The organism is Achromobacter maghribensis (assembly GCF_057334215.1).
In genome coordinates, this window is sequence record NZ_JBHFII010000042.1 from 5341 (window position 1) to 16365 (window position 11025).

Here is an 11025-nt window from a genome sequence, read left to right on the forward strand (position 1 = left end):
CCCCCCACGCTGCTGGCGAAGATGGCGCGCGAGATTTCCCAGGTGTCGTATTTCAAGATCGAGACGGCAGGCGCGGCCTCCAAACTGCGTGACCTGATCGCACTGGGCGGCGCGGCGGTGGAAGGGCCCTGGGATGGCGAGGAAGCCATTACCCTGCTGCCCGACCTGGATGCCGGCGCCACGGGTTCGATGACGGGCGGCGGCTTTGCCGACGGCATTCGCCCCATTATCGAGGCGCACCGCGCCGGGCGGCGCGACGAGGCCTACCGCCTGTACGAGCGCTGGCTTCCCCTGATCAACTACGAAAACCGCCAGGGCGGCATCCTGACGGCGAAGGCGTTGATGAAAGCCGGTGGCGTGATTGACTGCGAGGCGCCCCGCCATCCGTTCCCGCCGATGCGCCCGGAGGTTCGCCAGGGCCTGCTGGAAACCGCCCGCCGGCTCGACCCCCTGGTGCTGCGTTGGGGCCGTTAGTCGCCACACCCTGAACACTGCGTTCCGCCACGCCGAATAAGCGGTAACGGCGCGGCGGGTAAAATCTCCAGCTGTCGATCAAGTCGGGGGCTCGAGTGCAGCCGGTCATATCAGTTCAGGATTTATCCAAGCGGTACGCGTCGGGGTTCCAGGCGCTAAAGAGCGTCAATCTGGAAATCCAGCGTGGCGAGATCTTCGCCTTGCTCGGGCCGAACGGCGCGGGCAAGACGACGCTGATCAGCATCATCTGCGGCATCGTCAATCCCAGCGACGGCCGGGTGCTGGCCGACGGACACGACATCGTGTCGGATTTTCGTGCCGCGCGCTCCAAGATCGGCCTGGTGCCGCAAGAGATTTCCACCGACGCGTTCGAAAGCGTGTGGAACACCGTGACGTTCAGCCGCGGCCTCTTCGGCAAGCCGGCGAACCCTGCCTATATCGAAAAAGTGCTGCGCGACCTGTCCCTGTGGGACAAGAAGGACAGCCGGATCATGGCGTTGTCGGGGGGCATGAAGCGTCGCGTCATGATCGCCAAGGCACTGTCGCACGAACCTGCCATTCTGTTCCTGGACGAGCCGACGGCGGGCGTGGACGTGGAGCTGCGCCGCGGCATGTGGGAAATGGTGCGGCGCCTGCGTGAAAGCGGCGTCACCATCATCCTGACCACGCACTACATCGAAGAAGCGCAGGAAATGGCCGACCGCATTGGCGTGATCCGCAAGGGCGAGATCATCCTGGTCGAAAAAAAGGACGCGCTGATGGCCAAGCTAGGCAAACGCCAGCTGAGCCTGACCTTGAAAGCGCCGTTGCCGGGCATTCCGACCGCGCTGGACGCCTATCAGCTGGACTTGTCCGCCGACGGCTACAAGCTCGTCTATACCTATGACAACCAGGGGGGCGGGCAGATGTCCCAGCTGCTGCACGACCTCAGCCGGCTCGAGATCGAATTCACGGACCTGAATTCATCGGAAAGCTCGCTTGAGGATATCTTTGTCAGCCTGGTACACGGTCAATCATGAACTTCTACGCCATCCGCGCTATCTACCTGTTTGAAATGGCCCGCGCCTGGCGCACGCTGATGCAAAGCGTGTTGTCGCCGGTCATCTCCACGTCGCTGTACTTCGTGGTGTTCGGCTCGGCCATCGGTTCGCATATGGTCGAGATCGACGGGGTCAGCTACGGCGCGTTCATCGTGCCGGGCATGATCATGCTGTCGCTTCTTACCCAAAGCATCGCCAATGCGTCCTTCGGCATCTACATGCCGCGGTTCTCGGGCACCATCTACGAAATCCACTCGGCGCCCATCTCGTATGTGGAGATCGTCATGGGCTACGTGGGGGCGGCGGCCAGCAAGTCCATCATCCTGGGGCTGATCATGCTGGCCACGGCTCGCCTGTTCGTGTCGTTCGAGATCGCGCATCCGATCTGGATGCTGGGCTTCCTGGTGCTTACGGCCGTCACGTTCAGTCTGTTCGGCTTCATCATCGGCGTCTGGGCCGACGGCTTCGAGAAGCTGCAGATCATCCCCCTGATGATCATCACGCCGCTGACCTTCCTGGGCGGCACCTTCTATTCCATCAAGATGCTGCCCCCGTTCTGGCAGACCGCCACCTTGTTCAACCCGGTGGTCTATCTGGTCAGCGGTTTCCGGTGGGCGTTCTACGGCGTGTCGGATGTCAGCGTGGGCGTCAGCGTCGGCATGACGCTGGTGTTCCTCGTGGCGTGCCTGATCGGCGTGCGCTGGATTTTCAAGACGGGCTACCGCCTGAAGACCTGATCAACCGGCGGCGCTGGGCGCACGGCGGGCCAGGCCGTCGAAGGCATCCAGCAGCCGTTCGCGCCAGGCGTGGACGGGGTCGTCTTCGGCCAGCAGTTCCAGCGGGCTCGTGCAACGCGCCCACATGAACATGCCGAACACCGCGTAGTCGGCATAGCCGTGCTGGGCGCCCGCCAGGAAAGGCTGTTTGCCCAGCGTCAGGCGCAGCGGCAGCAATGCCGCTCGCAGCGCGGCGATCTGGTCGGCGTAGCCCGCGGGCAGGTCTTCCAGTTTGCCGAAGCGCTTTTCGCGAGAGGCGCGGAAGTACTCCTGGTCTTTTTCGTGGATCAGGCCGTGGATGGCGGGCAGCAACAGGCGCGCCAGCACGGGCACCAAGGTTGTATCGGCCCAGGCGTTCGTGAACAGGGTGGTTGCGCGGCCACCCTGGCCGCCGAACAGCGACGGCAGTTCGGGAAACGTGTCTTCCAGGTAGCAGGCGATCTGCCATGAATCACTGACGACATGCGTGTCATGCACCAGCACCGGCACCAGTTTCTGGCCGGAAAAGCTGATTTCTTCTTTGTCGGTGAAGCGCCAGGGCACCGTCTTGGCGGACAGGCCCTTGTGGGCCAGCGCCATGTGCATTTTCCAGCAGTGGGGGCTGAAACGCAGCGACGCGTCGGCGCCGGCCAGGTCATAGAGAGTCAGATCCGGGTTCAAGATACCGTGCTCCTTGGGCATGCCTGTGGAAGAAGACGGCAGTCAGGATAACGCTTTCCCCGCGTCCAAGCGCGCAAGAAAAAGCGCCACGCGCCCGAAGGACACGTGGCGCAGGCCGGACAATCCCCGGTCCGGCCTTGGGTTACTTCGGCGCGCCCTGGCTCATGTTCATGACCCGCTGCTTCAACTTCGGGTCCTGCTGCACGGCCTGGCCGATGCCATTGAATTCTTCGACGGTCAGTCCGTCCGCACGCACCAGCTGCACCATCTTGGCGTCCGCTTCCTGGACGACCTTCTGCTTGGCGTCGTCCGACTTCGCGGCGTCGACCTTGGGACGGTATTCATCGACCACGCCGGAAACCTTTTGCGATGCGGAGGCAAAACGTTGCAATTGCTGGTCGGTGGGCTGCGTGATGGCGGGGGCCATTTGCGGTTGAGCCGGCGGCTGGCTCGCGTTCTGCGCCAGGGCGGAAGCACCGGAGAGCGCCGTCGTCAAAATGGCGGCGGATAGGAATGCGTAAGTGGAACGCTGCATGAAACCTCCTTGTTCCGGTTTGAATGTTCGACCATGATGACGATGGGACCCGGCACGGGACAAGTTTCGCGATGTGTTTTCCTGTGTCGGCAGGCCACGGGATCCGGGCCGTGCCCGGCAGGGCGGCCCCAGGGCGGGCGTCGGAAACGTTTTGCGCGGTTTCGTAGTCGCTGCTGGCCGCGATGTGTCCTTAGGTGTGCGGGCGGCGGCGCCGGATGCGCGCCGCGTGCTCAGATCAGCAGCATGCTCAGCATCACCAGCGCAAGCAGCAGGAGGTACACCCGGGCATGCAGGCGGTCGGGAATCCGGGGGATGAACGGGGCGGCCAGGCGGATGCCCGCAAGCGACCCAAGCGCCAGCGCGCCGAAGGCCAGCAGGTCGACGTAACCGACGATCCAGGGGGCCAGCCTGGCGGGAAGCTCGCGCGCCGCCGCCATGTACGCCAGCGTGCCCGCGATGGCGACCGGCAGCGTGAGCGGGTTGGCCATTGCCGCGGCCTTGGCCATGGGCAGGCCCCGCCGGCGCAGCAGGGGCACGGTCATCACGCTGCCGCCGACGCCCAGGAACGTCGCGACGGCGCCGATGGCCACGCCGCCGCCCACCACGACGCCCGGCCCCAGGCGTTGCGGGGCCTGGACTGTCTGTTGTGCCAGGAAGCCTTGCCGCAGCAGACAGTCCAGGATCGTCACGCCCAGATAGGCGATGAAGGCCCCGCGCACCAGATCGCCGCTGGCGCGGGTGGCGGCCCACGCGCCAAGCAGGGCACCCGCCGCGATAAACGCGGCCAGCGGCCATACGTAGGCGCGCACGATGTTGCCCGCGCGCTGATGCTTGCGCGTTGCGGCGATTGAATTCACGATCATGACGCAGGTGGAGGTCGCCACCGCGATGTGCATGGCGGACTGGCCGATGGCGTCTCCCGCGCCATGGGTGGCCGTCAAAAGGCCGTACAGCACCGGCACCACCACGAAGCCCCCGCCAAAGCCGAACAACACCGTGGTGATGCCGCTGGCGCAACCGAATAAGGCCAATATCACATACAGCATGCCGCCCCTCCTTTCCCTGGAAAAGCGTCACGATAGGCTGGCAGGGAATGGCCTGCTTTATGGGATTGGACAATAATGTTCGTGTTTCGGCCAAAGCGGCCCGCAATTTCGACCTTGTCCCCGCCATGCGCAATACCCATATCGACCGCTACGACTTGCTGGACCGCGCCGTGATCGCCATCGGCAACGACTATCCGTCTGGCCAGTTGCTGCCCGCTCACGCGCACCGGCGCGCGCAATTGCTGTACGGCGCCACGGGCGTCATGCAGGTGGAGACCCGCGATGGCAACTGGGTGGTGCCGCCGCAGCGCGCCGTGTGGATCCCCGCGGGGGTGACGCATCGGGTGCGCATGCTGGACGTCAGCACGCGTAGCGCCTACATCGAAGCTGGCGCCGCGCGGACGGACCGCGTCGCTTGCGAGGTGGTCGAGGTATCGCCGTTGTTGCGGCAACTGCTGCTGGAAGCGGTCGATATGCCCGCCATGTACGAACCGGATGGCCGCGACGGGGCGCTGGCGGCTCTGCTATTGCACGAGGTCGATCGCGCGCCGGTCTTGCCGTTGCATATTCCCTTGCCGAAGGACAAGCGGTTGGCGCCGTTGTGCCGGGCGTTCATCGCCGCACCCGATGCGCGCGTGCCGCCGCAGGCGTGGGCGGACCGTCTGCACATGAGCCTGCGCACCTTCAGCCGCCATTTCCGCTTGCAGACGGGCATGCCATTTTCCGCCTGGCGGCAGCGCGCCTGTGTGGTGCAGGCGCTGGCGCGATTGGCCGCCGGGCAACCGGTGACCGCCATCGCGCTGGACTTCGGCTATCAAAGCCCTGCGGCGTTCTCCACGATGTTTCGGCGTGTACTGGCCCGGCCGCCCACGGAGTACCTGCGGCGGGACTAGCCTTGTGGGTACTAGCGCAGCGCTATTGCAGCGCTATCCCGGCATGAATCGCGGCCATGCCGGGACAATTGCTGGCATGGTGGCCAGTAGCGGCCGCCGATTGACGCGCCGTCAGGCGGCGTACCACAGCACCGCGAAGAAATGGCAGACGGTGCCGGCAAGCACGAACAGGTGCCACACGAAATGGCTGTAGCGCCAGCGGTTGTCGAACACGAAAAACACCACGCCGCCCGTGTACGCCAGCCCGCCTGCCACCAGCCACCACAATCCGCCGGTCGGGACGCGCTCGATCAGCGGATTCACCGCGATGATCACCAGCCAGCCCATTGCCAGGTACAGCCCTGTGGAGATGGCCGGGCGGTTCAGGCGCTTGCTTGCCTTCAGCCCGACGCCCACCAGAGCCAGCCCCCACACCAGCCCGAACAGGGTCCAGCCCCATGGGCCGCGCAATGCGCCCAGCGCAAACGGCGTATAGGTGCCGGCGATCAGGAGGTAGATGGCCGAATGGTCCAGCACGTTGAAGATCTGCTTGGCTCGGCAAAGCGGCAACGCGTGATAAATGGTGGACGCCAGATACAGCAGGCACATCGAGGCGGCGAAGACCGCCGCGCCCGCGATGAAGGCGGCATCGCCCTGGCGTACGGCAGCGATGATCAGGAAGGGGGCGGCGGCCATGGCGCTTGCCGCGCCCACGCCGTGGCTGATGGTGTTGGCGATTTCTTCGCCCAGCGTCTGGGGTCTGTCGTTCGGAAACATGAATGCGTCTTGTTGGTGCGAGGCTTCCACCATAGGCGCTTTGCGCCGCGGGCTCAAGGGGCCGTGCATCGGCGGCGGGACTGATGCGGCACGGTTTGATTTTGTGCAAATCGGGCCCATGCGGGTTGCGACGAAATACCCGGCTGTAAAGTTACTCTGTGATACATTTCACGCACGAACTGAGCTGCCCGTAGAGGCGGTGCACATTCTATTTCCCAGGCTCGCGTCTGCGGCTGCGCGTGCAGCTCCGCACAACAGATACTCTTAGGGGAGGCACCAATGATTCCGGCAATTGGCCTTATGGTGGGGGCATACATCGTTACGCGGATGACCGCCATGCTGACGCGTCCCGACTCCAGTAAAGTGGTCAGGGTATTGTCTGTGCTGACGATCGCCGTGGCCCTGATGTCCTGTCTGCAATTGTTGACGGGCGGTGCCGGTCCGGCAGCAAGATTCTGAATTCCAGGCGCCCGTGACCGTGCGGGCGCGATGGCCGGCGTGCCGCAGCGAGCGGCCCCGCGGTGCCAAGGCGCCGACGCGATGTCAAGAAGGTTCACTGGCCGAGGCCCAGCAATGGCGCGCAGTTTTACCAGTCTGTTTTTCAAAGCCGCAAAGAAACTAGGCAAACTCCAGCGCACTGCGCTGCGCATGGCGACCCCGAAGCCCGCAAAGAAGCGCGCTGCGCCGGCGCGAAAGACGGCGGTCAAGCTTGCGCCGCCGGCCGCCGCGCCCCGTCAGACGGCGGCGTCGTCATTGGGCACCGGGCGTTGGGAATCGTCGCGGCAGTTTTCCGATGGCGCGGGACGCCAATTGACCTTCGCCCGTTATACGCCCGCGCCCGGGCCACGCGCGGGCATGCCCGTGGTCGTGATGCTGCATGGTTGCCGACAAACCGCGTTGGCGTTCGCGCGCGGCACGCGCATGAACCAGTGGGCGGATGCCGGCGGTTTCATGGTGCTGTATCCGCAGCAGTCCATGACGCGCCAGGTGCAGCGATGCTGGCGCTGGTTCCAGCCCGACGCGCAGCACGGCGGCGCGGAAGCCGATCTGATCGCTGCGCTGATCCGGTCGGAAATCGCACGGCACGGCCTCGACCCGGAGCGGGTCTACATCGCGGGGTTGTCCGCGGGGGCGGGCATGGCGGCGCTGGTAGCGTTGCGGCACCCCTCGCTGATTGCCGCCGTGGCCATGCACTCTGGCCCTGTCGTGGGCGATGCGCATAGCGCCGCCAGCGGTATCGGCACGATGCGGCGCGGCAGCCTCAAGCCGTTGCTGCCGTTGCTGGAAGGCGTGGCGGACCCCGCCGTGTTCCAGCAGGGCATGCCGGCATTGATCCTCCACGGGCAACTGGATCCGGCGGTGGCGCCTCGCAACGCCAAACAGTTGTTCGAACAGTTCCGCGCCTTGAATGACCCGCGTCCGGAAGACGTTCCCATGGAGCGCGTGCTGGGGCTGGGGACCGACAAGGCATACCGTCGCGTGGACCTGCTGCGCGGGCGCAAGACGGTATTGCGCCTGTGCGAAATCACGCGGCTGGAGCATGCCTGGAGCGGCGGCGACCCGTCGGTGAAATACCACGCGCGCGGCGGCCCCGACGCGTCGGCGCTGGTATGGCGGTTTTTCCAGGGCTTGCGCCGGACAGGTGCGGGCCAGCCGGAGCCCTAGGCGTCGTCGCGCAGGCGCTATTGTTCGGGAATGGGGAATGCAGTTGTCGGGGCAGGCTGCCGGGGAAACCGGGCGGCGCGGCGGTAAGATCGCCGCATTCCTGACGCAGGCGGAGCGCGTGCTTCGCCCAGGCTGGCTTTTTTGGAAATCTTCGCCATGTCCCTTTCTATCTATCAGGCGTCCGTGCCTGTCTTCGTTCGCGGCATGACCGTGCTGGCCGAGCTGCTTGAAAAGGCGGTCGCCCATGCCCAGGCCGAAGGGCTCGACCCCGCCGTGCTCGTCAATGCGCGCCTGGCGCCCGATATGTATCCGCTGTCCGGCCAGGTTCAGCGCGCCAGCGACGCCGCCAAGTTCGCGGTTCAGCGTCTGTCCCAGGGGCAAGCCCCGAAGTTTCCCGACGAAGAGACGACTTTCGCGCAATTGCAGCAACGCATCGCCGACACCATCGCCTATTTGCAAAGCGTGGCGCCTGAACAGGTGGAGGGCGCGGAAAGCCGCAAAATCGTTGTGAATTTCGGCGACTTCAAGCCGGAATTCCAGGGCGATGGTTACCTGCTGACGTTTGCGCTACCCAACTTCTATTTCCACGTCACGACTGCCTATGCGATCTTGCGCAACGCGGGCGTGAAGATCGGCAAGCTGGATTTCCTGGGGCCGTATCCGCAGTAAGTCTCGGACCGGCGTAAAAGCCCGCAGCCGCCGGACCCTCCAGGGTCCGACCGCTGCGGGCTTTCACATTGCCACGCGCCGACGCGCCGCGTTCATTGTTTGGCGGCAGTTGCCGCCGCCGCATCGCCGCAGCCGGTCATTTCGCCCATCTTGGCCATGTTCTGCTGAATTTCCTCGGGCGAGTAATCGAATTTATGCGTGGCGATGGACCAGCGATGGCCGAACGGATCCACGACCTGGCCGTAGCGGTCGCCCCAGAACATGTCGGCGACGGGCATCGTCACGGTGGCGCCCGCAGCCACGGCCTGCTTCATCGCGGCGTCCACGTCGTTCATGTACAGGTGCAATGTCACCGGCGAGCCTTTCAGCGCCTTGGGGCCCAGGGTGCCCCATTCCGGAAAGTCGTCCATCAGCATCAGCACGGAATCCCCGATGCGGATGGCGGCGTGCATGATCTTGCCGTTGGGCCCGGGCAAGCGCGCAAGCTCTTCGGCGTTGAAGGCATTCTTATAAAAAGCGATGGCGTCCGAGGCACCTTCGCACACGATGTGCGAGGTCAGCGTGTGCATGCCGTCGGGGATGGGCTTCGTTGCAGGCGTAGCCATGGCGTGTCTCCAGAATCGTTGATTGTCAGGGGGACGGAGCGCCGCGTCGATGTGGACCGGCGGCTCCTGCAGATACGACGAACGGGAGGTGCCGGTTTCGACACGCCGCCCGTTTTTTTTTTTACTTGCCCACCAAAGTGTTGAAGCCGCCCAGGCACATGCGCTTGAAGTCGAACACGCCTTCGCAGGACATGCCGGTCAGCCGCGGGTCCGCCATCACCTTGGCGTTGATCCGATCGCGCTCGGGCTTGCTTTCGAACAAGACCCAGGCGAACACCACGGTTTCATCTTCCTTCGCGCCAGCGGCGGCCGTGAACGAGCCAAAGCCTTCCATGTCGATGTCGTCCGCCACGCACTCGCGGTAGTCCAGCGCCCCGTGTTCGAGCCAGACCTCCTTGGCCTGTTCGGCCATTTTCTTGTACGCCGGCAGGTTCGCCTTGGGGACGGCGAGAAGGTAACCATCTACGTAATTTTCCATCAAACGCTCCTTTGGTCCATGTTGTTTTCGCTGGCGCCAGGCATGCCCGCTGGTCACGTCCGCCGCCGTCCGGCGGTGAAGCCGGCAGATGTCACTGTATCGGGATCAGCGACGATTTCAGATAGGGGAATGCGACATTCTTGCGGGTGGATTGCGTCAGCTCGCAGGCGTATGCTTGGCGTCATCAAACATGCCGCTCCGCGGTGCCTGTCGCGCGGATCTTCCTCCCATGAAAAACGTCGCTTTTCTATTGCCGACGGGAGCGAACATCGCTTCCCTGGAGACCGCGCGCCACGGTTTCCTGGTCGCCAACGAATATCTGGTGGCGCATGGCCAAGAGCCGCGTTTCCGGGTGCGCACGCTGGCGCTGACGCGCGAGGTCAGCCTGGACGACGGGCGCATCAAGGTGCAGGCCGACATGGTGCTGGCCGACGCCACCGACATCGACATCTGCATCGCGCCGCCGCTGCTGGGCGCGGTGTCGGACGCCGTGCTGTCCAACCGCGAACTGATCGACTGGTTGTCGCGGCATCATCGCGAGGGCGGCGAAGTCGCCAGCCTCTGCATGGGGGCGGCGTTACTGGCGGCGGGCGGCGTGCTGGACGGGCAGCAAGCCGTGGTGCATTGGGTGGCGCAGAACCTGTACGCCAGCCTTTTTCCCAATGTGCAATGGGTCAGCGACCGGGTCGTCATGGCGGACAACGGCGTCTACACCAGCGGCGGCGCGTTTTCGGCGGCGCATCTGGTGCTGCATCTGATCGAGAAATACACGGACCGCGACACCGCCATCTGGTGCGCCAAGTACTTCCAGCTGGACTGGAGCCGGCAGAGCCAGTTGCCGTTTTCGGTGTTCACGGGGCAGAAGGGCCACGCCGATGAGGTCGTGCGCGCGGTGCAGGATTACATCGAAGGCCGCTACACGGAGAAGATTACCGTGGAAGACCTGGCCGGCCGCCACGCAATGGGCCGCCGCACGTTGGAACGCCGCTTCCGGCAAGCCACGGGGAACAGCATCGTGGAATACGTGCAACGGGTGCGTATCGAGGCGGCGAAGAAGCGTCTGGAGTCGTCGCGAAAGAGCGTGGCGGAGGTGATGTACGAGGTGGGCTACAACGACACCAAAGCCTTTCGCGACATCTTCAATAAGTACTGCGGCATGTCGCCCGTGGGCTATCGCGAACGCTATCAATGAGTCTGTGCCGCAGGGCGGGATGCTGTCGGGCGCCGGGGGGGTGCGGCGTGTCCCCGCCGCTCGGGGCGGCTGATCACGCTTGGACGGCGCGCGGCCGCCGACGGCCGTCATCGGAATACCGTCAGGCAGATGTATCGGATTAAGAGTCAATGTAAAAAAATGTGGGTTATTATTTCGCGGCTTGCGTGAGTTGAGTATGAGCCGCATCAGGCATATGCCTGGGTTAATAACCCTCA

The 11025-nt window shown here is 64.5% G+C and carries 13 protein-coding genes; 7 read left to right on the forward strand and 6 right to left on the reverse strand.

The annotated features are described in order from the left end of the window. From ACE039_RS17075 to ACE039_RS17085, 3 genes are all read left to right on the forward strand, one after another. The coding region (locus ACE039_RS17075) for a dihydrodipicolinate synthase family protein (RefSeq protein ID WP_485822893.1) at positions 1–474 on the forward strand (474 nt) is incomplete at its 5' end. A gap of 95 nt (positions 475–569) precedes the next feature. Next, positions 570–1493 (forward strand): ABC transporter ATP-binding protein, encoded by a 924-nt coding sequence (locus ACE039_RS17080; protein WP_105556494.1) that lies wholly within the window; start codon positions 570–572, stop codon positions 1491–1493. Next, positions 1490–2251 (forward strand): ABC transporter permease, encoded by a 762-nt coding sequence (locus tag ACE039_RS17085; protein ID WP_105556493.1) that lies wholly within the window; start codon positions 1490–1492, stop codon positions 2249–2251. The genes ACE039_RS17080 and ACE039_RS17085 overlap by 4 nt, the downstream gene beginning before the upstream one ends. Here ACE039_RS17085 and ACE039_RS17090 read toward each other — a convergent pair whose 3' ends face one another. The 3 genes from ACE039_RS17090 to ACE039_RS17100 all read right to left on the reverse strand — a co-directional run bounded on the left by ACE039_RS17090 (position 2252) and on the right by ACE039_RS17100 (position 4531). Then, positions 2252–2950: a glutathione S-transferase family protein gene (locus ACE039_RS17090; protein WP_485822894.1), complete on the reverse strand. Its 699-nt coding sequence runs from the start codon at positions 2948–2950 to the stop codon at positions 2252–2254. Positions 2951–3092: 142 nt separating this feature from the next. Next, the gene (locus tag ACE039_RS17095; protein ID WP_105556492.1) at positions 3093–3485 is read right to left on the reverse strand and encodes a DUF4168 domain-containing protein; all 393 of its coding nucleotides are present in this window, start codon (positions 3483–3485) and stop codon (positions 3093–3095) included. 230 nt (positions 3486–3715) lie between these two features. After that, the gene (locus ACE039_RS17100; protein ID WP_485822895.1) at positions 3716–4531 is read right to left on the reverse strand and encodes a sulfite exporter TauE/SafE family protein; all 816 of its coding nucleotides are present in this window, start codon (positions 4529–4531) and stop codon (positions 3716–3718) included. Positions 4532–4656: 125 nt separating this feature from the next. Between ACE039_RS17100 and ACE039_RS17105 the strand changes: the two genes are divergently transcribed. Beyond that, a complete protein-coding gene (locus ACE039_RS17105) occupies positions 4657–5424 on the forward strand; it encodes an AraC family transcriptional regulator (RefSeq protein ID WP_485822896.1) in 768 nt (255 codons plus the stop codon). Between the two features lie 111 nt (positions 5425–5535). On the opposite strand, the gene trhA is transcribed toward ACE039_RS17105, so the two are convergent. Next, the gene (gene trhA / locus ACE039_RS17110; protein WP_105556619.1) at positions 5536–6180 is read right to left on the reverse strand and encodes a PAQR family membrane homeostasis protein TrhA; all 645 of its coding nucleotides are present in this window, start codon (positions 6178–6180) and stop codon (positions 5536–5538) included. A gap of 648 nt (positions 6181–6828) precedes the next feature. On the opposite strand from trhA, the gene ACE039_RS17115 reads away from it, so the two are divergent. After that, entirely contained in the window at positions 6829–7845 is a 1017-nt protein-coding gene (locus tag ACE039_RS17115; protein ID WP_485822897.1) for an extracellular catalytic domain type 1 short-chain-length polyhydroxyalkanoate depolymerase, read from the forward strand. Between the two features lie 156 nt (positions 7846–8001). Next, positions 8002–8514, forward strand: a complete 513-nt coding sequence (locus tag ACE039_RS17120) for a DUF1993 domain-containing protein (RefSeq protein WP_485822898.1) — start codon at positions 8002–8004, stop codon at positions 8512–8514. 92 nt (positions 8515–8606) lie between these two features. Here the strand turns inward: ACE039_RS17120 and ACE039_RS17125 are convergent, their stop codons facing one another. Continuing rightward, positions 8607–9119, reverse strand: a complete 513-nt coding sequence (locus ACE039_RS17125; RefSeq protein ID WP_105556488.1) for a VOC family protein — start codon at positions 9117–9119, stop codon at positions 8607–8609. 121 nt (positions 9120–9240) lie between these two features. Continuing rightward, on the reverse strand, positions 9241–9597 hold the full coding sequence (locus ACE039_RS17130; protein ID WP_448710845.1) for a DUF1428 domain-containing protein: 357 nt from the start codon (positions 9595–9597) through the stop codon (positions 9241–9243). A 229-nt stretch (positions 9598–9826) separates the two neighbouring features. Between ACE039_RS17130 and ACE039_RS17135 the strand changes: the two genes are divergently transcribed. Next, entirely contained in the window at positions 9827–10789 is a 963-nt protein-coding gene (locus ACE039_RS17135) for a GlxA family transcriptional regulator (protein WP_105556486.1), read from the forward strand. Positions 10790–11025 lie beyond the last annotated feature (236 nt).

Excerpts from the sequence above, each read along its gene's own strand:
- ACE039_RS17100 (WP_485822895.1), bottom strand. The coding sequence starts at position 4,531 with ATGCTGTATGTGATATTGGCCTTATTCGGTTGCGCCAGCGGCATCACC.
- ACE039_RS17135 (WP_105556486.1), top strand. The coding sequence starts at position 9,827 with ATGAAAAACGTCGCTTTTCTATTGCCGACGGGAGCGAACATCGCTTCC.
- trhA (WP_105556619.1), bottom strand. The coding sequence starts at position 6,180 with ATGTTTCCGAACGACAGACCCCAGACGCTGGGCGAAGAAATCGCCAAC.
- ACE039_RS17120 (WP_485822898.1), top strand. The coding sequence starts at position 8,002 with ATGTCCCTTTCTATCTATCAGGCGTCCGTGCCTGTCTTCGTTCGCGGC.
- ACE039_RS17085 (WP_105556493.1), top strand. The coding sequence starts at position 1,490 with ATGAACTTCTACGCCATCCGCGCTATCTACCTGTTTGAAATGGCCCGC.
- ACE039_RS17130 (WP_448710845.1), bottom strand. The coding sequence starts at position 9,597 with ATGGAAAATTACGTAGATGGTTACCTTCTCGCCGTCCCCAAGGCGAAC.
- ACE039_RS17125 (WP_105556488.1), bottom strand. The coding sequence starts at position 9,119 with ATGGCTACGCCTGCAACGAAGCCCATCCCCGACGGCATGCACACGCTG.
- ACE039_RS17095 (WP_105556492.1), bottom strand. The coding sequence starts at position 3,485 with ATGCAGCGTTCCACTTACGCATTCCTATCCGCCGCCATTTTGACGACG.
- ACE039_RS17105 (WP_485822896.1), top strand. The coding sequence starts at position 4,657 with ATGCGCAATACCCATATCGACCGCTACGACTTGCTGGACCGCGCCGTG.
- ACE039_RS17115 (WP_485822897.1), top strand. The coding sequence starts at position 6,829 with ATGGCGACCCCGAAGCCCGCAAAGAAGCGCGCTGCGCCGGCGCGAAAG.